The following is a 24,114-nucleotide window of genomic DNA, read 5'->3' as shown; positions in this document are numbered from 1 at the left end:
CCTGCGGCGTCGCGCCCCCCAGGGCCGGGTCAGTGTCCGGTGCCTGAGTTCCCCGGCACGCCCTCCTGCGATAGGAGGGTGTCCCATGCGAATCCTCTTCCCTGCCCTGCTGGGCATGACGCTGGCCGCCGTGGGTTGCTCGTCGTCCCCCGAAGTGAACGACCCCACGGAGAATCCCGTCATCGAGCGGGGCCCCAAGACCATCGCCGTGGACGGTGACCCCAACGGCATCTGGTGGGACGCGGAGAGCGCGACCCTCTACATGGCCGACGACCAGAACAACCGCGTGCTGAGCTACCGCGACGGCGAGGGCATCTCGAAGGTGGCGGACCTCCCCGCGGCGCCCGCGAACGGCCCGGGCCTGGGTGATCTCGTGCGGCTGTCGGACGGCACGCTGGTGGTGGTGCGCTTCGGCGGCGGCACCGCGGGCGACGTCGTCTACGTCAAGCCCGATGGCACGTCCGCCGTCGTCCCCAAGCTGCCCGCGAACCGCCGCCGCATCGGCATCACCGTCACCGAGGACGGGCAGCTCTACGACGGCTACTTCGTGCGCAACAACAACGTGAACGTGGGCAGCGTGGCCCGCCTCACGCTGGACGGCACCGAGACGGAGGTGGTGGGCGCGCTCCAGAAGCCCGTGGGCGTGCTCGCGGTGAAGGACACGCTCTTCATCAGCGATCAGCTCGCGGGCAAGGTGTACCGCGCGCCGCTGTCCGCGCCTTCGCAGCTGGTCGCCTTCGCCACGCTGAACAGCCCGGACCTGCTGACCGTGGGCCCCAACGACACGCTGCTCACCGGCAGCCGCGACGGCACCGTGCTGAGCATCCGCCAGACGGGCGAGGTCAGCGTGCTGGCCGGCGGCTTCCAGGAGCCGCACGGCCTGGCCTACGACGCGAAGAACAAGCGCCTCTTCATCGCCGACCATGACGGCACCCCGGAAGACGGCACGAACCACACCCTGCGCATCATCCCGCTCGAATGAAGTCCGCGTCCCTGTTCACGCTGGCGCTCCTCGCGTCGGGAACCGCCCTGGCGCAGGAGGAGAACTACCCGCGCTTCACCCCCTCCTTCGTGGCGGAGGTGGACTACCGCGTCCACGCGGACGACATCGAAGGGCACAACGGCTTCAACCTCGCGCGCCTGCGCCTGGGCGGGCGAGGCCAGCCCGTGCCCTGGCTCGTCGCCGTGGGCACGGCGGAGTGGGCGCAGGAGAAGCCCGCGCTGCTGGACGCGTACGTGGACCTCCTCGTCATCGACGGGCTGCGCTTCTCGGTGGGCTACGCGAAGACGCCGCTGTTCCCCGCCGGGCGAGACCAGAGCATCGAGACGCTGCCCATCCCGGAGCTGCCGCTGGTGACGGCGGCGTTCTGGGCCCGCCGCGACCTGGGCGCGGAGGTGCAGTGGACGCCCGCGTCGCTGCCCCTGGAAGGATGGCTGCGGCTGGGCAACGGCTCCGGCAGCCCGCTGGGCAACGACAACGCGCAGCCCTCCGTGGACGTGCGCCTGGACGTGCGCCACTCCGGAGTCCGCGTGGGCGCGGGCGCGCACGTGGAGGACGCCTTCGACCGGCCCGGCATTGGCGGGCGCGGGGCGCAGAACTTCCTCTTCTACCGGCCGCCTCCGGTGTCCGGCTACCGCACCGTGACGGAGGCGCATGGGCGGCTGGACGCGGGTCCGGTGCGCGTGGACGTGCAGGCGGCCGCCGCGTGGGAGCACCGCTCGCGCGACACGGACGGCAACCCGGCCACGCCGCGCGAATCCCTGCCCACCATGAGCAGCCAGGGCCTGGGCGTGGAGGCGTCCTGGGTGATCCGGGGCATGCCGCGCAAGGGGGCGCGGTGGCCCGAGCCGCTCGCGGGCGTGGGCTCGGAGGGCATCCCCTCTGGCTCACTGGAGCTGGCCGCTCGCGTGGAGCGGCTGTGGCTGGGACGAGGCGCACCGGACGTAGTGCCCGGAGGCACCACGGGCGGCGCGCTGGCGTTCCACTGGTGGGTCACGCGATTCCTGGGCTTCGGCGTCGCGGGCTACGTGAACCACTACGACACGCCGCCCGTGGAGATGCCCACGCGCGACTGGTCGTACCTGGCGCTCCTGCGCACCACGGTCAGCCTGCAATGACTAGCGGTGGTGCGCGTGCTGGCGGTCCACGTGGTGCTGAAGCTGGCGCCGCGCGGCTTCGAACGCGTCGGTGACGGCCTGGTAGGCATCCGCGTGGGCCGTGAACTCCAGAGGCTCCCGGTCCGCGACGATGTCCTTGCCCGGCACATGCAGCTCCACGCGCACGTGGAAGTGATGCCCCTGGGCGTGGTGGCGGTGCGGTTCCTCCACCACCACGTTGCAGCCGGTGATGCCGTCGTGGAACTGCTCCAGTTTGTCCGCCTGGTCGCGGATGTGCTCGTTGAGGGTGTCGCTCGTCTCCATGCCCCGGTAGGTGATTCGCAGTGCGCGCTTCATCGTCCGCCTCGGGTAGGGCTCCGTGCTCTGGAGCCGGTGTGGATTCAAGGCATTGCATGGGTCCGGCCAACGTCCCGGGCCCACGAAAATGCCTATAACGGCCCCCATTTCACGGGGCATGACGGGACACGCGCCCATGTACATGGGGCACGTTGACTCATGGCAGCTTGCGCAAGCGCGGCAGCAACTCCGCCACGGGACGTCCCACGTCCTCCGCGTCCAGGTACACCTGCACGGCGTGTCCCACGCCTTCCACGGGGGCGTCGAAGTAGTTGCGCTTGGTGGGCACCACCCACGCGAACCCCGTGCGCGGCAGGACGAAGCTGGGGGCGTTGCCGTAGGTGAGGAAACCTCCGGTCCTCTCGCCCACCAGCGGCGCTCCCGTGGCGCGGTGCAGCGCGTAGGCGCCGCTCTCTCCCGACGAAGCGGAGTTCCGGTCCACCAGCACCACGATGCGCCCGGTGAAGGGCGTCTTCGCATGGCCTTCCGCGCGGCCGCTGTCGAACACGGGCCGCGAGGGCTCCGGCTTCACGGGCCACTTCGAATGGATGGCTTCACGTTCGGCCTTCGCTTCCGGCGTGTCCAGCCGTCCATCCATGGCCTGCCGCTGCACGCGCGAGTTCCATTCGAAGCACGGGAAGAAGGCGCCGTGCATCCACACCTCGCCGGAAGAGAACCACGGCCCGCGCACCATCGTGTCCAGCCACGCATACACGTAGCCGTCGTTGCCGCCGCTGTTGCCTCGGAGGTCGAACACCAGCAGCTTGTGTTTGCGGTGCTTCGGCGCGTCCGCGACGAACTGACGCAGCCCGGCCTCCGCTTCTGGCGGGCCTGAGAAGCGGCGGATCGTGATGAGGCCCACGTCGCCCTTCGGCTCGTACGTGTAGATGTCCTTCGGCGCGAACTCACGGACCGGACGCGGCGGCCGGACCTTGAGCGGCAGCGACGTGTCACCGCACCGGAGCATCCGTGCATCACCTCCGCCTCGCGCGGACACGGTGAGCCGCTGCGCGCGGGAGCCATCCATCTTCAGCACCGGCGCCACCCGCAGCGTGTCCGCCTGCGCGCCCTCCACGGTGTTCGCGTCACAGGACGTGAGCTGGAGTCCCGAAGGTGCGTCGGCCTGGTACTCGCGGAAGGCGAGCCGTGGATCCTCGCGCAGCATGCTCAGGAGGCCGGACGGACCGAAGTGATTGTCCGTCAGTGCTTCGCGGACGGCGATGGTCGGCGTGAGCACGCCATCCTGGAAGGACACGGTGGGCCCGGACGCGGCCACCTTCGCGCTCCAGTCCTGGAAGAAGGCATCCGGATCAAAGGTGCGGTGCGCGAGCAGCTCCGGCCAGCCTGAGTACGTGGTGCGCAGGACCTGGTGCAGGAAGCGCACGTCCTCCGCCAGCGCGGCGCTGTCCACGCGCGTGTCGGGCGTGGGCTTCGGTCGGCGGAAGGCCTCGTGCAGCACGGGGCTCTCCGGGTCGTAGCAATACGCGGCGCCGGTGGTCCGCGAGTCCAGGTACGGGGAGGGGGCCGCCGTCAGCAGGCCTCCCACGAGGAGGAAGAGATGCATGCCTGGATTACGACGCGGTCCCTCCAGTCATTGCCAGAAACAAGGCTCAGCGACTCACGGTGAAGAGGTCAGCTCGGAGACGGGATGGGGGCGCGACCGGGCTCGACGACCTGCGGCCCACGACCGGGGAACTGCACGCCCGCGTCGGAGTCCTTCTTCTGCTCCTTCTCCAGGATTCGCGCCTGCGCTCGGGTGCGGTGCAGCCCTTCGCCGACCCATTCGTAAGCCCGGTGCAGGAAGAAGGACGCCGCGCTGAGCGCGAAGACGGAGGCCACGAAGCGCGTCTCACGCGGGCGCACCGTCGAGGCCACCATGAAGCCCGAGGCCACCCACGGCGTCAGACAGAAGGGGCAATCCAGCAGCTCGCCCAGCGCGCGCCTTGGGCCTTCGCCGCGCGCGGTCTCCACCACCTCGCCCGCGGTGCTGTCGGACTCGTAGCGCGTGAACGGTGCTCGGAACACGCTGAAGACCCGGTCCAGGGCCACCAGCCTCGTCACCGCGTGCGTCGCGACGCCGAACAGCGCCAGGTCCTTCCACCCCAGGCGCTCCGGCAACCGACGCCCGGAGGCGTTCATCCAGCCCAGGAAGCCGACCAGCGACGTGCTGAACGTCCCGATGAGCGCCGCGTACGAGCCCAGCGGGTGGTGATCCGAGTCGTAGCCAGCGAACGGTCCCGTCTCCTGAAGCGCTTTCATGGGGTGCACAACCTCCGTGCCGCCAAAGCTGTGCATTCCCCCTGACTCCAAGCATCCGGGCAGCCAGGCGCGCGGGCACTCGCTCCAATGCGGCCCTACTCCGACACCGTCATGTCCAGGACCGCGGCTCCGCGCACGCGGCCTTCGCGCAAGGCCTGGAGCGCCTCGTTCGCGGCGGACAGGGGAAACACCTGGACCTCCGTGCGCACGGGCACTCGCGGCGCCAACGCCAGGAAGTCCATCGCGTCCTGTCGCGTGAGGTTCGCCACCGAGCGCACCACACGCTCCTCCCACAACACCGAATAGGGGAAGGACGGGATGTCACTCATGTGGATGCCGCCGCACACCACCACGCCCCCTTTGTCCACGGCCTTCAACGCGGCGGGCACCAGCGCGCCCACGGGAGCGAAGAGGATGGCCGCGTCCAGCGGCTCCGGCGGCGGCGTGTCCGAGCCTCCCGCCCACACCGCGCCCAACTCCCGCGCGAAGGCCTGGCCCTTGGCGTCACCCTCGCGCGTGAAGGCATGCACGCGGCGCCCCTGGTGCCGCGCCACCTGGATGAGGATGTGCGCGGCGGCGCCAAAGCCATACAGCCCCAGCCGGGGCCCCTCTCCCGCCATGCGCAGGCTGCGGTAGCCGATGAGCCCCGCGCACATCAGCGGCGCGGCCTCCACGTCGCGGTACGACGGCGGCAGCGGGAAGCAGAAGCGCGCATCCGCGACGGTGTACTCCGCGAAGCCTCCGTCGATGTCGTAGCCGGTGAAGCGCGCCGTGTCGCAGAGGTTCTCACGGCCGGAGCGGCAGAAGCGGCACTGCCCGCAGCTCCATCCCAACCACGGCACGCCCACGCGCCGCCCGGGGGCGAAGCCTTCCACCCGCGCGCCCGTCGCCACCACCGTGGCCACGATTTCGTGGCCCGGCACCAGCGGCAGCTTCGGGCGCGTCAGCTCTCCATCCACCACGTGCAGGTCCGTGCGGCACACCGCGCAGACGTGCACCTTCAACAACACCTGCTCCGGCCCGGGCTCCGGGATGGGCCGCTCCTCCTGCCGCAGGCGCTGTCCGGGTGCGTGAAGCACCATCGCCCGCATGGTCCTTGCCATGGCCCGCCTGCCTCCCCACCCGCGCACTCCACGGGTGTCGAGGACAAGCTAGTCAGTGCCAGATGACCCGACCGCTGCCGTTGACCCGGAGCTGGGTCGACAGCGCGTGGCCATACAGGTCCACGTTGCCTGACGAGTCGAGCACGACGACCGCCCCGCCCCCGTCCACGTACGCGGAGACGGTGCCGGAGCCCTGCGACGTGATGTTCACGTCCACGGCCCGGAGGCCCGAGGCTCCGATACCCCCGCTGCCATCCAGCCAGGCGTCGAGCCGGTTGGTGACGCCCTTGAGCGTCGTGAAGCCGGAGCCGTCCACCCGGGCGCGCACATGCTTCGCGGCCCCCTCGAACTTCAAGTCGCCAGAGCCGGACTGCGACAGGTCCACCCACTCGGCCATGCCATCGCCGGCCGCGCACAGCTCCATGTTCCCGGAGCCGCTGAGCTTCGCATCCAGCGTGCGCACCCCGCCGCAGAAGCGTAGGGAGCCGGAGCCCTTCGCCACCAGCTTCACGTCCTCCTTCACCCGCTCGAAGCCTTCCACGCGCAGGATGCCGGAGCCGTCCTGCGTCGCGCCCATCATGCGCGGCACCAGGATCTCCACGCGCGCCGGGCCCCGGGGCGCGAACGAGCCGTCCGTCTCGATGACCAGCGTGTTGCCGGGCGACACGAAGGTGCGCACGCGGTGCTGGAGGTTCTCATCCAGCGTGACCTTCACGTCCGGCACCTCACCCTCGCGAATCACCACCTCCATCGAGCCCCGGTTCTCCACGGTGGAGAAGTCGGTCGCCACGCGCGACTCCGTGACGGTGTTGCCGTCACCCTGCATCTCATCAGTGAAGTAGCAGCCGGACAGCAGTCCCGCCGCGAGCGCGGCCACTCCCAAACGCTTCCACATGTTCCCCTCCCGGACTTCGAATCGTATGCCGCGTCAGATCTGCACGCCCAGCAGGACGCCCGGCCACACACGCACGGTGGTGCGTCCCCCGTCGGAGACGCTGCGCCACTCGGGCCCGATGCCCAGCTCCTCCCAACGGTCCCCATTGTCCCAGGTCACGAGCGTGTTGCCGGTGACGCCCCCGATGAGCGCGAACCGCTTCGCCACCTGCCAACCCGCCACCAGCCGCAACTGTCCCAGCACGTTCAGGCCGTCGCCATCGCGAAAGAGGTTGTCCGTGTGGACGCCGCTGCCAATGACATCCAGGTCGAAGAACAATGGCCCCGCGGGGATGTGCGCGCCAAAGCCCATGCCTCCCACGTAACGGCGGCGGTGCGTGTCCGTGCCCGGATTGAAGCCCAGCGTCAGCAGCGTGTGGAAGTGCCGTCCGCCGAACTTCACCGCGACGTTGGTGTACGCGAGGTCACTGGCCCACAGCTGAAGGTTCGCCTGGCCGTTGCCAATGAAGCTGAGCAGGCCCAGCGCCTCGCCCTGGGACTCACGCGCGACGTTGATCAACCCCAACTGGAGGCCGTCCACCTTGCCCGCGACGTTGACCAACCCCACCTGCGCGCCGGACACGTCCCCGCCCACGTTGAGCAGCGACAACTGCGCGCCGTCCATCCGGCCCGCGTAGTTGAAGCCCGAGGAGGCCTGGAGACCCGACATCGTCGAGGCGATGTTCGCGCCCGCCGCGAACTGCGCGCCCTTGAACTGCGCGGACGCGATGTTCGCGCCCACCGTGAACTGGCCCCCCACGCCGCCCGAGCCCGCGATGTTCGCGCCCACGGAGAACTGGCCGCCGGACAGCTCGCCGCCCACCACGTTGCCGCCCACGGAGAACTGGCCGGCCGCCGCCGCGCCCTTCACCACGTTGAGGCCCACCGCGGCCTGGATGCCGTCCAGCTCGCCCGTGACGATGTTGCCGCCCACTGCGAACTGCGCGCCGGACGCGGTGCCTCGCACCACGTTGGCTCCCAACGTGAGCTGCACGCCGGACAACTCCTCGCCCACCCAGTTCGCGCCCAGCGACATGGCCGCGCCATCCACCCGCTTCGCATGCGTCGCGAGCGCCCCCAGCGCGAACGTGGTCACCAGCCGCTCCGTGGCCGTGCCCGCCGTGCTCACGTGCGGCAGGGCCATCAGCACCACCGGGACGTGGATCTCCTCCGTGTCCGAACGCTGCTGCGCCACCGTGGCCCCCGCGGGCTCACCGCCCGTCGCGGCCTCCACGAGGGGCGCAGGGGACAGCGCCGCGACAGGAATCGCGACAGCCGTGGGAGCCGGTGCCTCCTGCACGGGAGCGGCGTACGACTCCGGAGCAGGGGTCGCTTCCGTGCGCTCCTCGGCTCCGGCCGCTCCCGCCGCCACCGCGACCATCACCCCGACACACACCGCGACCTTGCGCTTCATCGCCTTGGACCTTCCTCAAAAAGGATTCGGCGAAGGGAACACCGCGGCCTTCCAGAACTGTCACCTGCCCGTCTTCACCTCTCACGAAGCCCGGTGTCCGGCGCTCCCGGCCGCTACGCTTCCCCCATGCGCCCGCCCCGTCCTCCCCACCCTTCCCGCCGCGAGGTCCTGGTGGCGGGCATCGGCGCCGCGCTCGCGCCGTCCCTCTCCTCCCTGGCCCAGAGTCCCCGCATGCTCACCCGCCCCATCCCCAGCTCCGGCGAAGCCCTGCCCGTCATCGGCATGGGCACCTGGCAGACCTTCGACGTCGGCGGCGCCGCGAACGAACGCGCGCCCCTGGCCCAGGTCCTCCAGAAGTTCTTCGACTCGAGAGCGCGCCTCATCGACTCGTCCCCCATGTACGGCCGCTCCGAAGCCGTCGTGGGCGACCTGCTGAAGCAGTCCGGCCAGGAGAAGACCCCGTTCCTCGCCACCAAGGTCTGGACGCGCGGCAAGGCGGAAGGAGCGGCGCAGATACAGGCGTCCCTCCAGAAGATGGGCCACGGCCGTATGGACCTGATGCAGGTGCACAACCTGCTGGACGTGGACGTGCACCTGCCCGTGCTGCGGGAGATGAAGGCCGCGAAGAAGCTCCGCTACGTGGGCGTCACCCACTACCTGCGCAGCGCCTTCGACGACCTGGAGAAGCACATCAAGGGCAGCAAGCTGGACTTCGTGCAGCTGCCCTACTCGCTCTCGATGCGCGACGCCGAAGCGCGCCTGCTGCCCGCGGCGAAGGAGCACGGCGTGGCCGTGCTCGTCATGGAGCCCTTCGACAAGGGCAGCCTCTTCCGCAAGATGAAGGGCCGCCCCCTGCCGGACTGGGCCGCGGAGTTCGACTGCTCCAGCTGGGCCCAGTTCTTCCTCAAGTTCATCCTGGGCCACCCGGCCGTGAACTGCCCCATCCCCGCCACGTCCGACCCCGCCCACCTGGAGGACAACGTGAAGGCGGGCTTCGGACGGCTCCCCGACGAGAAGCTGCGCGCGCGGATGGTGAAGCTCTTCGAGTCCTGATCAGCCCGGACTACAGGTCGGGCGACGGCGAGTAGCGCAGCTCTCCGCCCGGCTCCAGCACCAGCCCGGTGCCGGGCTCGCCGGCCTCGTCGTCGCGCCCCACCTCCAGCACGCTGTCCTCCGCGTCCCACTGGCCCAGGTAGTACTCGCCACCCGCCGCCATGCACGCGCGCCCTTCGGACACCACCGTCTCCACCACTTCCTTCTTGTCGCTGGTGAGGCGGTAGAGCGTCCACGTCTTGCCGTCCTCGCGGAAGCCCTTCACCAGGTCCGCCAGCTCCTCGTCGCGAGGCGTGCCGCCCGCCTTCTCCTCGCGCGCCCACTCACGGGGCTCCTTCGCGGGCTGCGTCTTCTGCCACGCCCGCGCCAGCTCCAGCAGCTTCTGCTGGGCGGCGTCCTGGAGCGCGTGCATCGCGTCCGGCAGCTCAATCTCCTCCAGCGCCAGCAGGGCCGTCTCCAGCTGCAGCGCCTTCAGGCTCCACTCGTTCCACGCGGTCTTCAGCATCCGTGTCGCTCCCGGCCGTCGCGCCTCGTTCCGAAAGACGAAACAAGCGAGTGGGCCCGGCACGCCCCCTATCACACGCCCGGCTGCCGGGGTGCCGACCCGGCGGTACGGACGATGTTCGCCGCCCGGCCGCTGCCTACCTTCAACCGCCAAGGGAGGCGAGCACATGACGACGACGACGAAGAGTCCGCAGGACGTGGTGGAGCACCTGGGCAAGCTCATCCACGGCATCAAGGTCGCGATGATGACGACCGTGGACAGCGACGGCAGCCTGCGCAGCCGGCCGATGTGGACCTACGACAAGGACTTCGACGGGGAGCTGTGGTTCTTCACCAACGACCACACCCACAAGGTGGACGAGGTGCAGAAGGACCACCACGTCAGCCTCGCCTACTCAGACCCTACCCGGGACCGGTACGTGTCCGTCAGCGGACGCTGCGCGCTGATCCGCGACAAGGCCAAGGCCAAGGAGCTGTGGAACCCCGCCCTCAAGGCCTGGTTCCCCCAGGGTCTGGATGATCCGAACCTGGCCCTGCTGCGCGTCTCCGTCGAGAAGGCCGAGTACTGGGACACCCCCAACAGCAAGATGGTCCAGCTGGTCGGGTTCGTGAAAGCCGTCCTCACCGGAGATAAGTACCACCCGGGCGACAACCAGAAGCTCGACCGGGGCGCCCCCCGCCACAACTGACGGGAACCCGGACGGGGCCGCCGGAAGGCCGGCGGTTCCCACGCTCTCAAATCCTGACACGTGTGTCAGGGGGTGTGTGAAAGCAGGACAGCCTCAGAACTGACGCACCTGGACCCACCCGGCGAGCGCCCCCAGGGAGCTCGCCGTGGTGGGTGAGACTTTTGTCCCATGGTTGCTGTTTCTCTGACAGCGCCGTTCGTCCTGGCTTGTACGAGGCCCCGGCCCGAGTCATGCAGCCGAGCGCCGCCGTGGTACGAGCCGCAAACCGTCCGCACATCACGTTGAAGTGACAGACGGTTTAGAGTATCAACCATCCGCTTTCGAGATTTTCCACCTTCCGTCCGGCATTTTTGCCGGCGCCGGATGGAACGGACTCGGAGACGCTCATTGGGCGGAGCGATTTCCCGCCATTCGAAGGAATCAGGACGATGGAGAATAAGAAGAAGGTCGCGAAGCCCGAGGGCAAGCTGGCGGTGCTCATCCCGGGCCTGGGCGCGGTTTCCACCACGCTGATGGCGGGTGTGGAGCTGGCGCGGCAGGGCAAGGGCGCCCCCATTGGCTCGCTCACGCAGATGGGCACGGCCCGCCTGGGCAAGCGCACCGACGGCCGCACCGTGAAGCTCAAGGAGCTGGTGCCGCTGACCACGCTGGAAGACGTCGTCTTCGGCGCGTGGGACATCATCAGCGAGGACGCCTACCAGGTGGCCGTGCGCTCGGGCGTGCTGACGGACAAGCACCTGGAGCAGGTGAAGCCCTTCCTCCAGGGCATCAAGCCGAAGCCGGGCGTGCATGATCCGGAGTTCGTGCGCCGTATCGCGGCCAACCACATCAAGGCCACGAAGACGCACCGCGAGAGCATCGAGGCCATCCGCCAGGACATCCGGGACTTCAAGAAGGAGCTCAACGCCAAGCGCGCCGTGATGGTGGTGTGCAGCAGCGTGGAGACCTTCCGCCCGCTGCCCGAGGCCTTCCAGACGCTGGCCAACTTCGAGAAGGCGCTGGACGCCAACAGCCCGGACATCAACCCCACGGCGCTCTACACCTACGCGGCCATCAAGGAAGGCGTGCCGTTCGCCAACGGGACGCCGAACGCCTCCGTGGACACGCCGGCGCTGCAGGAGCTGGCCAAGCAGGACGGCGTGCCCGTCGCGGGCCGCGACCTCAAGAGCGGCCAGACGATGATGAAGACTGTCATCGCGCCCGCGCTCAAGGCGCGCATGCTGGGCCTGGAGGGGTGGTTCTCCACCAACATCCTGGGCAACCGTGACGGCGAGGTGCTGGATGATCCCCAGGCCTTCAAGGCCAAGGAAGTGACCAAGTCGAGCGTGCTCGACACCATCCTGCAGCCGGACCTGTACCCGGAGCTGTACAACAAGTACTCGCACAAGGTGTCGATCCACTACTACCCGCCCCGCGGCGACGCGAAGGAGGGTTGGGACAACATCGACATCACCGGGTGGCTGGGCTACCCGATGCAGATCAAGGTCAACTTCCTCTGCCGCGACTCCATCCTGGCGGCGCCGCTGGTGCTGGACATCGCGCTGTTCCTGGACCTGGCCAAGCGGCTGGAGTGGCGGGGCATCCAGGAGTGGATTTCCTTCTACTTCAAGAGCCCCATGGCCCACCCGGGTCTGCCGGTGGAGCACGACCTGTTCATCCAGCTGACCAAGCTGAAGAACACGCTGCGCGTCGTCGCGGGCGAAGAGCCCATCACCCACCTGGGGCTGGACTACTACGGGGATGACCTCCCGCTCGCCCGCTAAGAACGACTCCGCGTTCAAGTGGCTCGTCACCGTCATGGCGGCGGGCCACTTCACGTTGGTGGTCTCCACCGGCCGCGTCCGGTGGGAGCACGTCGCTGCGGACCTGCTGCTGGTGGTGCTGGCCTGGGCCGGCGCCGGCCCGCGGCGGTTCCTCCGCGGCGCGTTCCCGCTGTGGCTCACCGGAATGATCCTGGACAGCCAGGCGCTGTGGCTGGGGGTGCGCGGCACCATCCACACCGGCGACCTGTGGAACCTGGAGAAGCTGCTGTTCCCCGCTCCGGGAGGCACGCACTGGCCCGAGTGGTGGTCGCGTCATTCCAACACGCCGTTGGACCTGCTGTGCGGCTGGGCCTACGCGGCCTACCTCTACGAGGTCTTCCTCGTGGCGCTGTTGTTCTTCTTCAAGAAGGACGTGCGCTTCGAACAGCTGTGCTGGGCCTTCTTCGTGGTGAACGCCCTGGGCGTCGTCACCTACGTGCTCTACCCAGCGGCTCCCCCCTGGTACGTGCTGAAGTACGGGCCGGGACTCGCGGACCTGTCGGCGCCGCCCAGTCCGGCGGGCACCGCGCGCTTCGATGCCTTCTTCGGCATCCACTACTTCGCGAACTTCTACGCCAAGAACCCCAACGTCTTCGGGGCCATGCCGTCGCTGCACGCGGCCTACCCGCTGATGATGGTGCTCGTCCTCTGGCACAAGGGCCCCGCGTGGCGGGTGGGCACCATCCTGTTCGCGCTGCTCGTCGCTTTTTCCGCCGTGTATCTCACGCACCACTATGTCCTCGACGTGCTCGCGGGAAGCATCGCGGCGGTCGTGGCCTTCGTCGTCGTGAGGGCTGTCTTCGCAAGACGGGCCATGGAAGCGCCAGGAGTGGCGCCCATGACCCTGCCGTCTGGAGGGAACACCCGTGCATGACAACATGCTGGCCTTGCTCAGTGGAGACCTGTCCCCTTCGGCGCGCATCTGGACCGCGCTGGCGCCCGCGCTGTTCGCGGTCGCCTACTTCCTCGTGGGGCTGGTGCTCTTCTGTATCCGCTGTGCCATCAAGGGCATCCCGCGAGACGAGGAGACGCTGACGCGCGGCAAGTCGGTGCTGGTGGGCTTCTTCCTGCGCCACTACTTCTTCTGGGTCATCCAGCCGCTGTGGCGGGTGCTGCTGCGCTCGGGCCTTCCGGCCAACGCGCTGTCCATGCTGTCGGGCCTGCTGGGCGTGTCGTCCGGCGTGGCGGTGGCGGCGGGCCGGTTCGCGCTGGGCGGCTGGCTGTTCCTGCTGGCGGGCGTGCTGGACGTGATGGACGGCCGCGTGGCGCGCACCCGCAAGGAGGCCAACCCCGCGGGCGCGGCGCTGGACTCCGTGCTGGACCGGTACGTGGACTCCGCCATCCTGATGGGCCTGGCCTGGTACTACCGGGACACCTGGGTGCTGCTGCCCGCGCTGGGTGCGCTGATGGGCTCCTCGCTGGTGCCGTACGTGCGCGCCAAGGGTGAAGGCCTGGGCGTGAGTGTGCGCGACGGCGCGATGCAGCGGCTGGAGCGGGTGCTGTTCCTGGGCGTGGGCACGGCGCTGTCCCCCATCCTGGAGGCGCTGTTCTGGCCGACGGAGAAGCACCCCATGCACTGGCTGGCGGTGGCGGGCCTGGTGTTCGTGGCCGTCCTGAGCAACGTCACGGCGCTGGCGCGCTTCCGCACGCTGGTGCGGGCCCTGACGCCCAAGAAGCCGGTGAAGCAGCGCTCGGGCGTGGCGCTGTTCGGCTTCAACGCGGCGGCGGGCGCCATCGCCACGGCGGTGGACTTCGTGGCGGTGCTGGGCATGGTGGAGTGGGGAGGCATCTCCCCGGTGTGGGCCACGGTGGCCGGCTGCGTGCTGGGCGGCGTGGTGAACTACTCCATCAACCGGGTCATCACCTTCCGCAGCCAGGGTGCGGTGGCGCCGCAGCTGGCGCGCTACACGCTGGTGAGCGCGACCAGCGCCCTGCTCAACGCGGGCGGCGTGGCGCTGCTCACGCTGCACCCGCAGCTGGCGTACACGCTGGGTTGGTGGCTGGTGCGCGGCGTCGTGTACTTCGCGTGGAACCTGCCCCTGCAGCGCGACTACGTCTTCAACGACAACTCGGACGAGCTCCTGGAGCAGCGGCCCCATGCGGCGTGACACGCGCGCCCGCGGCTTGAGGGCCCTGCTGGTGGGGGCCCTGCTTTCGCTTCCGGGGGTGGCGGCGGCGGGCGGCGTGCTGGGGTTGTCCTACGACTCCAGCGACCGGTACGGAGAGAGCTTCACCTTCGTGGCGGATGCGGACGACGGCACCTATGTGACGGTGAACCTGTCGGTGACGAACATCGGTCCGGGGTCGCGCACGGGCATCTGCCGCGCCACCGTGCTGCGGCCGGGCAAGCCTGCCTGGTCGCCGCAGACGCGCATGGGGGCGAAGGAGTGGAGCTACACGCCCGACACGGACACGCTCAAGTTGGGCACGTGCACGGCCCAGGCGACGGACGCGGGCCTGACGGTGGACGCGGCGTTGGACAACGGGAGGGTGACGCTGGAGTACGCGAAGAAGCCCGAGCCGTGGTCGCCGGAGGGCTCCGTGGTGGAGAACGGCAAGGACCGCTACCGCCACGAGGTGCTGCTGGGCGCGAGCCCCGTGAAGCTGACGCTCCAGGTGCCCAAGTCCGCGGCGGTGACGCTGGCGGGCGGCGGGTACGTGGACCACTCGCGCAGCACGGTGGCGCCGGCGAAGCTGGCGAAGCGCTGGGTGCGCTTCCGCGCGATGAAGGGTCCGCAGCACATGGTGGTGCTGGCGCGCGAGGGGCAGGAGGGCGACTACGCGCCTGTCTACGTCTGGGAGGGCAAGGGGGCCGCGCGGCTCCTGGAGTCCTTCACGGTCACGCAGACGGGCACGAAGGAGAAGAGCACGTGGCGGGCGGAGCTCACCGACCGCGACGGCAAGCCGGCGCTGACGTTGCGTGGGACCTCCCTGCTTCAGCGCAGCGCGCCCGTGGAGTCGCTGGGCATGCTGGGGGGCCTGGTGCGGCCCGTGGTGGGCTCGCCGGTGACGTATCTGCTGCGGGGCGTGATGGAGCGCCCGGGCAAGGCGCCGGTGGAAGGGTTGATGGAAGTGTCGGTGGAAGGCGAGTAGCCGCAGGGGATTTCAGCGTGAGCGAGTCGTTGCTGCGGTCGGTGCATCACGTCCCCGGGGTCCGGGGGTTCGTGCGCAAGCAGGTGCTGCGAGTGGTGGCGCGCGGGGTGGAGTGGACCACCAAGCTGCCCGGCAAGCGCGCCCTCAACGTGTCCCAGGTGAACCCGTGGCTGCACGTGGGCGGCGGCGTGTCCCGCGCGCGCTACGGCGAGCTGAAGGCCCGGGGCATCACCTGCGTCATCGACCTGCGCGCGGAGCGCTGTGACGACCGCGAGGCGCTGGCCGCGCTGGGCATCGAGCTGCTCAGCCTGCCGGTGACGGACCGCTACCCGCCGTCCGTGGAGCAGTTGTCGCAAGGGGTGCGCTGGGCGCTGCCCCGGCTGGACGCGGGCGGCGTGCTGTACGCGCACTGCGAGCACGGCGTGGGACGCGGGCCGCTGATGGGCCTGGCGGTGATGGTGGCGCGCGGCTGGGACGCGCCGGAGGCGTACCGGGCGGTGCGCCACGCGCGCTGGCAGGCGACGCTCAACGACCGGCAGTTGCGCGGTCTTGCGGACTTCGTGGCGGCTTGGACGGGCGTTCCGGAGAAGGCGGCCTAGGCAGCGGGGCCTGCCGTCCGCCGCTCCCCATCAGCATGTCCATCCACCGGTTGCTGATGCCGAAGTTGCGCTCCGGCGTCGCGAAGTGGTGCGCCATGTGGTGCGCGCGCAGCGCCCTGCCCCAGGCCGTGCGCGGCGTGCGGTGGTGCGTGGCCCAGTGGAGGGTGTCGTAGGTCACGTAGCCCCAGATGATGCCCACGAAGTACGGGAGCATCTGCGCCGGGCGACCCACCAACCACAGCGACACTCCGATGAGGGAGGACAGCGGGATGGTGACGATGAGCGGCATCACCAGGCGCTGGGAGTCGTCCGGGTATTTGTGGTGGTAGCCGTGGGCAATCTCATGCACCCGTTGGGTGAGCCGGCCTTTGCCCTCCCAGTGGAAGAAGAACCGGTGGATGCAGTACTCCATGACGACCCACGTCAGCAGGCCCAACGGGATGAACAGCAGGACCCGCCCCACGGACGTCCGTCCCCCTGACAGGCCCCACCCGAGCAGGCCCAGCGTGAGCGGGATGTAGAGGAGGACCGGCACCGCGGGGTGCAGCTTCGAGGCCGCCTCCATGAAGGCGTTCTCGAACATCCGGCCGGATTGATACCTGAAGTATGAGCGCCCCATACAGGACGAAGGTGGGGCCGGGGACTTCCAGGTGCCCGTGCCCGTTCGTCCCTCCGCAGTGTCGCCTTGCGGAACGGCCCCGGCCCCTTCGGACGCAATGAAAAAGGCCCCGGCGGCAATGCCGGGGCCTTCTTGCCTGCATGGATTGACGTTGCGCGGATCAGCTCTCCGCGGGGCGCTCGGTTCCGTCGTCGCCGGAGGCCGGGGTCGACGTGGCACTGCTGTGCTTGTTGCGCCAGCGGTCCACCAGCAGCAGGAGCGCGGGGAAGCCCACCAGCACGATGACCATGTTCACCGCGAAGCCCAGGTTGGCCAGGTCACCAATGGAGTTGAGGCCCGGGTGCTTGGCGAACACCAGCGCCAGGAAGCCGATGGCGCTCGTCAGCAGGCCGCCCGTGATGGCCCGGCCCGTCTCCGCGTACACCGTGGTGAAGTCCGCGCCCGGCTCGCCCAGGCGCTCAATCAGGTGCACGCCCGCGTCCACCGTCGTTCCGATGAGCACCGGGATGACCACGATGTTCAGGTAGTTGAACTGCAGGCCCATGATGGCCATCAGGCCCACCAGCGCCGCGATGGACAGCAGCGTGGGCAGCATGCAGATGACCGCGTTGCGCAAGGAGCCCAGCGTCAGCCACATGGCCAGGAAGACGCTGACCACCGCGGCCACCAGGATGCGCGGCCCCTCGGAGGCCACCATGTCCAGGATGTCCGCCAGGATGAGCGCCTCGCCTGCCGCGGACACCTGGCTGCCGTCCGGCATCTGGAGGTTGCGCACCTCCTTGGTGAAGCGCCGCGTGCCCACGCCGTCCGACAGGCTCACGTTCGCGTAGACCAACACCACGCCGCCCTTCTGGCCGGCCGCGGGCTCGAACTGGCGGCGCAGGCCCACCGGCAGGTCTTCACGCACGAAGGGCTTCGCGGACGTCATCTTCACCGCGCGCAACAGGTCGTCGCGCTGGGCCTTCTCCACGCGCTCCGGGTCGATGCGCTGGAGCTTCTTGTGGATGGACTGGAGCAGCGCGTGCTTCTCCTCCTGGTGCTGCGGCACCAGGTCCTCCAGCGCGCCCACGAAGTCGATGGTGGAGTCCTTGCCGAACTTCTCCTTGCGAGCCTGGAGCTGCTTCACCACCTCGCGCTCCATGCCCTCCGTGTCCGTCAGCACCACCACCGGCGTCGCGGAGTAACCCAGGATGTGGTCGATGCGCTTGTCCAACCGCACGCTGGGCAGCGACACGTCATCCAGCTTCGTGGAGTCGTAGTTGAAGCTCACCCGGTACGCCTGGCTGATGAGCCCCACCAGCGCCACGCCGATGACGATCACCACCGCGCGGTAGCGGCGCGGCAGGAAGCGCGCCAGCATCGCCATGGGCCCGGACTGCGACTGGTGCTCGCGCGGCACCCAGCCCCAGCGCGACACCAACCCCAGCAGCGCCGGCAGGATGAGCAGGTATGACGCCACGCTCACCATCATGCCCACCGCCGCGATGACGCCGAACTCGTGGAACGCCCTGAACTCCGACCACGACAGGCTCAGGAACGTGAGCGCCGCCACCAGCGCGGAGATGAGCGCGGAGAAGCCCGTGTGCTTGAACGTCTCACGCACCGCCTCTTCCGACGTCATGCCCTCCGAGCGCAGCGTGCCCCACCGCCCCAACAGGTGGATGCCGTGCTCCACGCCCAGGCCGCCCAGCACCGCCGCGAGGAAGCCCGTCAGGAGATTGACCTGCCCGTACGCGATGCCCACGAAGCCGTAGGTCCACGCCAGGCCCGCGATGACCGGCACCATGGTGAGGCCCACGGACAGCCCGCTGCGGAAGTGGAAGATGAGGTAGGCCAGCAGCAGCACCAGCGCCAGCGTGGACGCGCGCGCCAGGTCGCCGGTGATGACCGCCTGCTGGTCGATCTTCTTCTTGAACGTGCCGGTGATTTCCGTGTGGAAGCCGGGGCCGTACTTCGACAGGTCCTGCTTCGCCAGGTAGTCCTCCACCTGGGTGATGACCGTCTTGGAGTAGCCCAGGTTCGCGGAGGAGCCCTTGGCCTTGAGGAGCATCACCACCATGCGCTCCTGCGGATCCAGGTAGTACAGGCCGCCCTGCCCCGCGAGCCGCATGTTCGCGCCGCCGGTGTACTTCTTCTGGATGTCGCTGAAGTCCAGCGACGGGGGCGCCTCTTCCTCCAGGCGCACGAAGAGCGGGTTGGCCTGCTCCTTCTCCCACGCGAAGCGCGCGTCGATGCGCTCCTCGATGGTCTTCAGGTCCGGCAGGTCCACGTAGTAGAGGCCGTGCTCGTCGAAGAACTGGCTGGGCCGCTGCGCGTTGACGAAGCGGATCTCCGACAGCGTCGCCAGCTTCGGCGCCATGTCGTCCACGAACTGCTTGAGCTGTTCAGGCTCCGCGCCAATGCCGGCCACCACCACGTTGCCCATGCCGCCGAAGCGCGTGCGCAACTTCTCCAGGTCCTGCACGGACTGGAACGACTTGGGCAGCAGGTTCGCCAGGTCCGCGTTGAGGCGCAGGTCGCGTGCGAAGAAGGTGCCCAGGCTCGTGAGGACCAGCGTCACGAACAACGCCACCCAGGGCCTCTGGTGGCTGCGGGCCGCCAGGGAGCCCATCGCCGCCTCGAACCGTCCGGACCACCGCGTGTCACTCATGGATGTGATTTCCTGCTGAAAGCCCGCGCCGTGACGGCCCGGGGACAACCTTGAGCCCGAACGAACCGGGCTGCTCTCGCGTATATGCCCCGAGCCACCGTGCGTCCAGGCATCGACCCGGGGCCTCCACTGGCCGCATGCCTGGCCCGGGGAACAAAGACAGCCGGGCCTGGGCCGCGCCATGTATGCCGCCCCGGCGCGCGTCATGCCAGGGGATCGGCTTCTCCTCTGAAAATTGAGGCATTTTGCCCCACCCGTTCCGGTGTCGGCGGACGGGCGGAGCAGCCCCTCGCGCCTTCGTGCTGACGGTCTGTGACATGGCCAGCTTTTGCTTCGATACGGGCCCTGCCAGGAGGCAGGCGCCGCATGGAGGCATGGTCGATGGCCTCGAACCCGTCTTCAGCAGCGGAAAGCACATGGATGCACCGCGTGGAGCGCACGATGGGTGCGCTGGCCGCGCACAACCACCGCCGCCCCTTCACGGCGCTTGTCTGCGCGCTCGTGCTGTCCGTCGTGGGCCTGCTGTCCGCGCGCCACCTGACGCTCAACGCGAACCTGGTGGACCTGCTGCCCCAGTCCTTCGAAAGCGTGGAAGCCATCCACACCCTGGAGCAGCGCTTCGGCGCCCAGGGGTGGGTGGTGGTGGTGGGCGAGGATGGAGACCCGGCGCAGCTCCAGAAGTTCGCGGAGGACGTGGCGCCGAAGCTGGAGGCGCTGCCGGGCATCCGCTACGTGGAGATCACCCGCCCCAGCAGCTTCTTCCGCAGCCACGCGCTCTACTTCCTGTCGCCCGAGGACTTGAAGGAGGTGGAGCACCGCATCGACACACGCCTCACCTGGGAGAAGGAGCAAGCCAATCCGCTCTACGTGCCGCTGGCTGACGACCCGCCCCCATCGCTGGACTTCTCCGACCTGGAGGGGAAGTACGCCGGCGGCGCGGTGACGCGTCTGTCCAGCCATCCCAGCGACTACTACCTGGACCCCGCCGCGCGCCGCGTGGTGGTGCTGGCCAAGCCGGAGGTGTCGTCCGCGGACCTCACCTTCTCCACGAAGATCGTCGAGGAGGTGCAGGGCGTCCTTCGGCAACAGGACCTGTCGAAGTACGGGCCCGGCTTCCACACGCAGATCACCGGCTCGTTCCAGAAGAAGATGGATCAGCAGGGACAGATTACCCGCGACGTGGCGGTGTCCTCGACGGTGGCCACGGTGCTGGTGCTGCTCTACCTGTTCCTGCACTTCCGCAGCGTGCTCGCGGTGGGGATGGTGCTGGCGCCGGTGGGCGCGGGCCTCGCGTGGACCTACGGCCTGGTGGGCATGGCGTATGGCCGAGTCAACCTGCTCACGGCCTTCCTGGGCGCCATCCTGGGCGGCCTGGGCGTGGAGCACGGCATCCACCTGTTGGGCCGCTACCTCGCGTTGCGCGGAGAGGGGCGGTCCTCCGAACAGGCCACGCGCGAGTCGTTCACGCACACGGGCGGCGCGGCGCTGGTGTCCGCGGTGGTGGCGGCGCTCACGTTCTTCGTGCTGGGCACCTCCAAGCTCACGGCGTTCCGCGAGTTCGGCGTCATCGCGGGCGTGGGCATGCTGGTGCTCATCCTCGCGTACGTGCTGGTGCTGCCGGCGGTGCTGGGGCTGGGCGCGCGCTGGAGTTGGAGGCCGCGCGCGAACTCCACGGAGATGACGGAGGCGCCGCTGGGCCGCGTCATCACGCACCGGCGCGGGCTGCTCACCGTCGTGTCCGCGCTCGTGGTGGCGGGCCTGCTCACGCAGATGCCGCGCCTGCGGTTCGACTACGACATCGGCTCCTTGCAGGACCAGCGCCTGGACTCGTTCGTGCTGGACCGCGCCGTCAACCAGCTCATCGGCTATTCGCAGGTCCCGCTGGTGGTGCTGACAAACTCGCGCGAGGAGGAGGCCGCGGTCGTCCGGGAGCTCCAGGCGCGCAAGCGGCAGCAGGGCGCGAACTCCACGGTGGACTTCGTCGCGGCGCTCGCGAGCCTGGTGCCGGAGCGGCAGACGGAGAAGCAGGCCATCCTGAAGGACATCGGGAAGCTGGTGGAGGACGTACCCGAAGGCCGGCTCACCCCGAAGCAACGCGGGCAGTTGGAGGAGCTGCGCAGGCAGGTGCGAGCACAGCCCTTCACCGAGGCGGACCTGCCCTCCAGCGTGCGCCAGCAGTTCGAGGGACGCGGCGGTCACGGCACCGGCTTCGTGCTGGTGTATCCGTCCGCGGATCAATCCAACGGACAGGCCATGCGCCGGATGGCGAAGGAGGTCCGCGGGATGGTGTTGCCGGATGGCCGGCCCGCGGTGGTCGCCGGTGAAGCGATGGTGCAGGCGGACATCGTGAACCTGGTGTCGCACGAGGCGCCGTTCATCCTGCTGGGCTCCACGCTCACGGTGCTGCTGGCCATGTGGCTGACGCTGGGCGGCCTGCGCACCGCGCTCCTGTGCCTGATGCCCACGGTGGTGTCGCTGTTCGCGGTGCTGGGGCTGATGCCGCTCTTGGACATGGAGTTCAACTACCTCAACATCCTGGTCATCCCGGTGCTCATCGGGACGACGGTGGACGCGGGCGTGCACCTCATCACGCGGCTCGCGTCACCGCGCAGCGACTTCGTGCGCGTGTATTCGGAGACGGGCAAGGCCATCTGCGGCGGCCTGCTCACGAGCGCGGTGGGCTTCGGCGCGCTGCTGCTCGCGGACCACCCGGGGCTCAACTCGATTGGCGCCCTGGCGAACGTGGGGTTCGGGATGAACCTGCTCATCATGCTGGTGACCTTCCCGGCGCTGTTGCTGGTGCTCTCCGAACGCAAGCGGCGCCACCGTGCGGTTCCCTCGCGCCCCCGGGGTGAGCACCTCATGAGGGATGGCCAGGGTCCTCGTCGGCCCACGCCCTCCCATTAGGCCGAGGCGTCGACCGTCCGGCCCCACAGCCACAAGGAGCGGAAGCGATGTCTCAGCAATGGATCTGGATGAGCGTGGCGGCGGGCACCCTGGCGCTGGGCTCCGCGAGCGCGCAGGTGGATCCGAACTCCGCGAGCGCCATCACCACGAGCCAGCCGAACCCGGGGGCCCCGCCGGGCACGCCCGCCCCCATGGGAGGCGCATTGGACAACCAGGTGACGCAGCCCCTTGGCGACGCCACCAGCGTGGGCGCGGGCGGCAGCGGCACGAGCACGGGCGCGGTGATTCCGCAGCCGTACGGCACCCAGCCGTCCGTCTCCGGCAACACAACGCAGTACGTGCCGCCTGGCCCCGGCAATGCCACCACCGTGACGGGCGGCGGTACGGTGGTCGCGCCCGGCTCGGCTACCACCGTGACGGGCACCGGCGCGGTGCTGGCTCCCGGCACCAGCACCACCGTGGCGGGTTCCACGGGCTCCACCGCCACCACGGGCGCGCTGATGCCAGCCGCGACGACGACTCCCGGCACCACGCTGCCGGGCGCCTCCATCAGCACCGTTACGCCGGGAACTCCTACGGGCACCATGTCCAGCACGGGCGCGGTGCTGCCTCCAGCCACGGGCATGACGCCACCGGGAATCACCAGCTCACAGCCCACCACGCCGTCGCCAGGAGGCAACCCGCTGACGCCGGACAGCAACACGTCCAGCAACTCCGTGACGCCACTCGGTGGCGGCAGCGTGCTCCAGCCCCCGAGCCCCTGAGTCCCGTGGGCCGGGCTCGCTGGCTCGCACTCCGGGCCATCAGGCGTGGGGCACGGCGGACAACCCCGTCCCGCGCAACCCTCCCCTTGCGGCCGCCCACGCTGTTCCCCGAGCAGGCAGGCGGATGAGCCACCCCTGCACACATCCCGGGGCCTGCTCACCTTCGGTCGTGCAGGCAGCCACGACCTTTCAAGCAGTCAGAACTCCTATCGGGGGAATCCACATGAAGAAGTTCCTGAAGACCCAGCTGACGGTGGCGGCGGTTCTCGCGGGTGCGCTCGCGCTCGGTACGGGATGTAAGTCGGATCAATCCGCGACGCGCGGCACCGAGCCGGCCTCCGACTCCACCATGGGCACGGACTCCACGGGCACGGGGACGGACACGTCCGGCTCCGGCACCACCACCACGCCGCCGCCCAGCAGCGGCGGCTCCGGCTACGACACGGGCAGCACGTCGCCGGACACGACGCTGCCTCCGTCGGACATGGACACCGGCGGCTCCGGCAACACGGATGACTCCACGCTGCCGCCCGCGACCAACGACGGCACCCTGGACCCGGGCACTGGCGGCGCGGGCACCGGTGAGGCCGAGCCCGGCGTGCACGACGGCGAGATGACCGAGCCGGGCACGGGCGGCTCCGGCCTGGATCCGGACGACAGCGCCATCCCGGACGACAGCAGCCTGCCCAATGACTCCAAGCTCGACCCGAACAACTCGGGCGCCAAGGGCAACATGACCACGCCGGTGCCGGACTCCACCGGCACGATGGCGCCCAACAACGGCACCACGCGCTAGTCCCCTCTTGGGTGGACATGGAAGCGCCCGTGACCTTCACCGGTCGCGGGCGCTTCGCCGTTTCCAGCGTCCGGCCTTGCACGCGCGAACAACAAGACCCCGCCGACGCGCGAAAGGCGTCAGCGGGGTCATGGAGACAGCGAGACCTGAGAGGCTCAGGTCACCTTGACGCCTGGCGAGTAGGGCTGGCCCACCGGTTCGATGATGCGCGGGCTCCCGTTGTCACCCGGCCCATTGCCGGGACCGCCACCCGGGTCGAAGGTGGACGGCGTGCGGCGCTCCTGCCGTTCATCCTCTTCCGTCCCGGCTTCGCGTGCCGGCGCGGGAGGCAGCCCCTCCAAGGGAATGTGCAACACGTCTTTCTTGCTCATGACGAACGCCTCCTTTCCCCTCTCAGGTTGGGGCGGACCGGGGGTTTCCGCCACCGGGCGCAGCCCCGCCCGCATGCCCCCCGACCTCCAGAATGCGTTTCTCT

22 protein-coding genes are annotated in these 24,114 nt (G+C 69.5%); 12 read left to right on the top strand and 10 right to left on the bottom strand.

Annotated features, from left to right (window positions below):
* The first annotated feature begins 85 nt into the window (after nucleotides 1–85).
* Together D7Y04_RS01800 and D7Y04_RS01795 are read left to right on the top strand one after the other, a co-directional pair.
* Nucleotides 86–982 carry a hypothetical protein gene (locus D7Y04_RS01800; protein WP_121758120.1) on the top strand — a complete coding sequence of 299 codons (897 nt, stop codon included), beginning with the start codon at nucleotides 86–88 and terminating at the stop codon, nucleotides 980–982.
* Entirely contained in the window at nucleotides 979–2,118 is a 1,140-nt protein-coding gene (locus tag D7Y04_RS01795) for an OprO/OprP family phosphate-selective porin (RefSeq protein WP_233601230.1), read from the top strand. Before D7Y04_RS01800 ends, D7Y04_RS01795 begins: the two co-directional genes overlap by 4 nt.
* Here D7Y04_RS01795 and D7Y04_RS01790 read toward each other — a convergent pair whose 3' ends face one another.
* The 6 genes from D7Y04_RS01790 to D7Y04_RS01765 all read right to left on the bottom strand — a co-directional run bounded on the left by D7Y04_RS01790 (nucleotide 2,119) and on the right by D7Y04_RS01765 (nucleotide 8,163).
* A complete protein-coding gene (locus D7Y04_RS01790) occupies nucleotides 2,119–2,454 on the bottom strand; it encodes an HPF/RaiA family ribosome-associated protein (RefSeq protein WP_121758119.1) in 336 nt (111 codons plus the stop codon). It lies immediately after the preceding gene.
* A 157-nt stretch (nucleotides 2,455–2,611) separates the two neighbouring features.
* Entirely contained in the window at nucleotides 2,612–4,018 is a 1,407-nt protein-coding gene (locus tag D7Y04_RS01785; protein ID WP_121758118.1) for a S41 family peptidase, read from the bottom strand.
* A 68-nt stretch (nucleotides 4,019–4,086) separates the two neighbouring features.
* On the bottom strand, nucleotides 4,087–4,713 hold the full coding sequence (locus tag D7Y04_RS01780) for a DUF1360 domain-containing protein (protein ID WP_121759240.1): 627 nt from the start codon (nucleotides 4,711–4,713) through the stop codon (nucleotides 4,087–4,089).
* Between the two features lie 95 nt (nucleotides 4,714–4,808).
* A complete protein-coding gene (locus D7Y04_RS01775) occupies nucleotides 4,809–5,816 on the bottom strand; it encodes a zinc-dependent alcohol dehydrogenase family protein (protein WP_121758117.1) in 1,008 nt (335 codons plus the stop codon).
* A 52-nt stretch (nucleotides 5,817–5,868) separates the two neighbouring features.
* Nucleotides 5,869–6,711, bottom strand: coding sequence for a GIN domain-containing protein (locus D7Y04_RS01770; RefSeq protein WP_121758116.1), 843 nt, complete (start codon nucleotides 6,709–6,711; stop codon nucleotides 5,869–5,871).
* Between the two features lie 33 nt (nucleotides 6,712–6,744).
* Entirely contained in the window at nucleotides 6,745–8,163 is a 1,419-nt protein-coding gene (locus D7Y04_RS01765) for a hypothetical protein (RefSeq protein WP_121758115.1), read from the bottom strand.
* Nucleotides 8,164–8,289: 126 nt separating this feature from the next.
* Between D7Y04_RS01765 and D7Y04_RS01760 the strand changes: the two genes are divergently transcribed.
* Nucleotides 8,290–9,216: an aldo/keto reductase gene (locus D7Y04_RS01760; protein WP_121759239.1), complete on the top strand. Its 927-nt coding sequence runs from the start codon at nucleotides 8,290–8,292 to the stop codon at nucleotides 9,214–9,216.
* Nucleotides 9,217–9,226: 10 nt separating this feature from the next.
* On the opposite strand, the gene D7Y04_RS46345 is transcribed toward D7Y04_RS01760, so the two are convergent.
* Nucleotides 9,227–9,721: a hypothetical protein gene (locus tag D7Y04_RS46345; RefSeq protein ID WP_120596326.1), complete on the bottom strand. Its 495-nt coding sequence runs from the start codon at nucleotides 9,719–9,721 to the stop codon at nucleotides 9,227–9,229.
* A 166-nt stretch (nucleotides 9,722–9,887) separates the two neighbouring features.
* Here D7Y04_RS46345 and D7Y04_RS01750 point away from each other — a divergent pair, with 166 nt between their 5' ends.
* From D7Y04_RS01750 to D7Y04_RS01725, 6 genes are all read left to right on the top strand, one after another.
* On the top strand, nucleotides 9,888–10,409 hold the full coding sequence (locus D7Y04_RS01750) for a pyridoxamine 5'-phosphate oxidase family protein (RefSeq protein WP_120596327.1): 522 nt from the start codon (nucleotides 9,888–9,890) through the stop codon (nucleotides 10,407–10,409).
* A 428-nt stretch (nucleotides 10,410–10,837) separates the two neighbouring features.
* Nucleotides 10,838–12,172, top strand: a complete 1,335-nt coding sequence (locus D7Y04_RS01745; protein WP_120596328.1) for an inositol-3-phosphate synthase — start codon at nucleotides 10,838–10,840, stop codon at nucleotides 12,170–12,172.
* A complete protein-coding gene (locus D7Y04_RS01740; RefSeq protein ID WP_120596329.1) occupies nucleotides 12,150–13,085 on the top strand; it encodes a phosphatase PAP2 family protein in 936 nt (311 codons plus the stop codon). The genes D7Y04_RS01745 and D7Y04_RS01740 overlap by 23 nt, the downstream gene beginning before the upstream one ends.
* Before the next feature lie 4 nt (nucleotides 13,086–13,089).
* The gene (locus D7Y04_RS01735; RefSeq protein ID WP_167547846.1) at nucleotides 13,090–14,319 is read left to right on the top strand and encodes a GtrA family protein; all 1,230 of its coding nucleotides are present in this window, start codon (nucleotides 13,090–13,092) and stop codon (nucleotides 14,317–14,319) included.
* Nucleotides 14,309–15,304: a hypothetical protein gene (locus D7Y04_RS01730; RefSeq protein ID WP_120596330.1), complete on the top strand. Its 996-nt coding sequence runs from the start codon at nucleotides 14,309–14,311 to the stop codon at nucleotides 15,302–15,304. Before D7Y04_RS01735 ends, D7Y04_RS01730 begins: the two co-directional genes overlap by 11 nt.
* Before the next feature lie 17 nt (nucleotides 15,305–15,321).
* Nucleotides 15,322–15,903: a dual specificity protein phosphatase family protein gene (locus D7Y04_RS01725; RefSeq protein ID WP_120575692.1), complete on the top strand. Its 582-nt coding sequence runs from the start codon at nucleotides 15,322–15,324 to the stop codon at nucleotides 15,901–15,903.
* Here D7Y04_RS01725 and D7Y04_RS01720 read toward each other — a convergent pair.
* Entirely contained in the window at nucleotides 15,830–16,486 is a 657-nt protein-coding gene (locus tag D7Y04_RS01720; RefSeq protein ID WP_233601229.1) for a sterol desaturase family protein, read from the bottom strand. The genes D7Y04_RS01725 and D7Y04_RS01720 overlap by 74 nt on opposite strands.
* Before the next feature lie 196 nt (nucleotides 16,487–16,682).
* A complete protein-coding gene (locus D7Y04_RS01715; protein WP_120596331.1) occupies nucleotides 16,683–19,172 on the bottom strand; it encodes an RND family transporter in 2,490 nt (829 codons plus the stop codon).
* 420 nt (nucleotides 19,173–19,592) lie between these two features.
* Between D7Y04_RS01715 and D7Y04_RS01710 the strand changes: the two genes are divergently transcribed.
* From D7Y04_RS01710 to D7Y04_RS01700, 3 genes are all read left to right on the top strand, one after another.
* Nucleotides 19,593–22,079, top strand: coding sequence for an RND family transporter (locus tag D7Y04_RS01710; RefSeq protein WP_233601228.1), 2,487 nt, complete (start codon nucleotides 19,593–19,595; stop codon nucleotides 22,077–22,079).
* Between the two features lie 47 nt (nucleotides 22,080–22,126).
* Nucleotides 22,127–22,843, top strand: coding sequence for a hypothetical protein (locus tag D7Y04_RS01705; RefSeq protein ID WP_147454581.1), 717 nt, complete (start codon nucleotides 22,127–22,129; stop codon nucleotides 22,841–22,843).
* Between the two features lie 223 nt (nucleotides 22,844–23,066).
* Nucleotides 23,067–23,639, top strand: a complete 573-nt coding sequence (locus tag D7Y04_RS01700) for a hypothetical protein (protein ID WP_120596333.1) — start codon at nucleotides 23,067–23,069, stop codon at nucleotides 23,637–23,639.
* A 155-nt stretch (nucleotides 23,640–23,794) separates the two neighbouring features.
* On the opposite strand, the gene D7Y04_RS01695 is transcribed toward D7Y04_RS01700, so the two are convergent.
* Nucleotides 23,795–24,010, bottom strand: a complete 216-nt coding sequence (locus D7Y04_RS01695) for a hypothetical protein (protein ID WP_169825645.1) — start codon at nucleotides 24,008–24,010, stop codon at nucleotides 23,795–23,797.
* Nucleotides 24,011–24,114: the final 104 nt, after the last annotated feature.

The organism is Corallococcus sp. AB038B (assembly GCF_003668955.1).
GTDB lineage: Bacteria > Myxococcota > Myxococcia > Myxococcales > Myxococcaceae > Corallococcus > Corallococcus exiguus.
Note: the sequence above shows the minus strand (reverse complement) of the source record. Positions and strands in the feature narration are given on the sequence as shown.

Coding starts and splice junctions, on each gene's coding strand:
- D7Y04_RS01800 (WP_121758120.1), top strand. CDS start 86: ATGCGAATCCTCTTCCCTGCCCTGCTGGGCATGACGCTGGCCGCCGTG.
- D7Y04_RS01795 (WP_233601230.1), top strand. CDS start 979: ATGAAGTCCGCGTCCCTGTTCACGCTGGCGCTCCTCGCGTCGGGAACC.
- D7Y04_RS01790 (WP_121758119.1), bottom strand. CDS start 2,454: ATGAAGCGCGCACTGCGAATCACCTACCGGGGCATGGAGACGAGCGAC.
- D7Y04_RS01785 (WP_121758118.1), bottom strand. CDS start 4,018: ATGCATCTCTTCCTCCTCGTGGGAGGCCTGCTGACGGCGGCCCCCTCC.
- D7Y04_RS01780 (WP_121759240.1), bottom strand. CDS start 4,713: ATGAAAGCGCTTCAGGAGACGGGACCGTTCGCTGGCTACGACTCGGAT.
- D7Y04_RS01775 (WP_121758117.1), bottom strand. CDS start 5,816: ATGGCAAGGACCATGCGGGCGATGGTGCTTCACGCACCCGGACAGCGC.
- D7Y04_RS01770 (WP_121758116.1), bottom strand. CDS start 6,711: ATGTGGAAGCGTTTGGGAGTGGCCGCGCTCGCGGCGGGACTGCTGTCC.
- D7Y04_RS01765 (WP_121758115.1), bottom strand. CDS start 8,163: ATGAAGCGCAAGGTCGCGGTGTGTGTCGGGGTGATGGTCGCGGTGGCG.
- D7Y04_RS01760 (WP_121759239.1), top strand. CDS start 8,290: ATGCGCCCGCCCCGTCCTCCCCACCCTTCCCGCCGCGAGGTCCTGGTG.
- D7Y04_RS46345 (WP_120596326.1), bottom strand. CDS start 9,721: ATGCTGAAGACCGCGTGGAACGAGTGGAGCCTGAAGGCGCTGCAGCTG.
- D7Y04_RS01750 (WP_120596327.1), top strand. CDS start 9,888: ATGACGACGACGACGAAGAGTCCGCAGGACGTGGTGGAGCACCTGGGC.
- D7Y04_RS01745 (WP_120596328.1), top strand. CDS start 10,838: ATGGAGAATAAGAAGAAGGTCGCGAAGCCCGAGGGCAAGCTGGCGGTG.
- D7Y04_RS01740 (WP_120596329.1), top strand. CDS start 12,150: ATGACCTCCCGCTCGCCCGCTAAGAACGACTCCGCGTTCAAGTGGCTC.
- D7Y04_RS01735 (WP_167547846.1), top strand. CDS start 13,090: ATGCTGGCCTTGCTCAGTGGAGACCTGTCCCCTTCGGCGCGCATCTGG.
- D7Y04_RS01730 (WP_120596330.1), top strand. CDS start 14,309: ATGCGGCGTGACACGCGCGCCCGCGGCTTGAGGGCCCTGCTGGTGGGG.
- D7Y04_RS01720 (WP_233601229.1), bottom strand. CDS start 16,486: ATGTTCGAGAACGCCTTCATGGAGGCGGCCTCGAAGCTGCACCCCGCG.
- D7Y04_RS01715 (WP_120596331.1), bottom strand. CDS start 19,172: ATGAGTGACACGCGGTGGTCCGGACGGTTCGAGGCGGCGATGGGCTCC.
- D7Y04_RS01710 (WP_233601228.1), top strand. CDS start 19,593: ATGCACCGCGTGGAGCGCACGATGGGTGCGCTGGCCGCGCACAACCAC.
- D7Y04_RS01705 (WP_147454581.1), top strand. CDS start 22,127: ATGTCTCAGCAATGGATCTGGATGAGCGTGGCGGCGGGCACCCTGGCG.
- D7Y04_RS01700 (WP_120596333.1), top strand. CDS start 23,067: ATGAAGAAGTTCCTGAAGACCCAGCTGACGGTGGCGGCGGTTCTCGCG.
- D7Y04_RS01695 (WP_169825645.1), bottom strand. CDS start 24,010: ATGAGCAAGAAAGACGTGTTGCACATTCCCTTGGAGGGGCTGCCTCCC.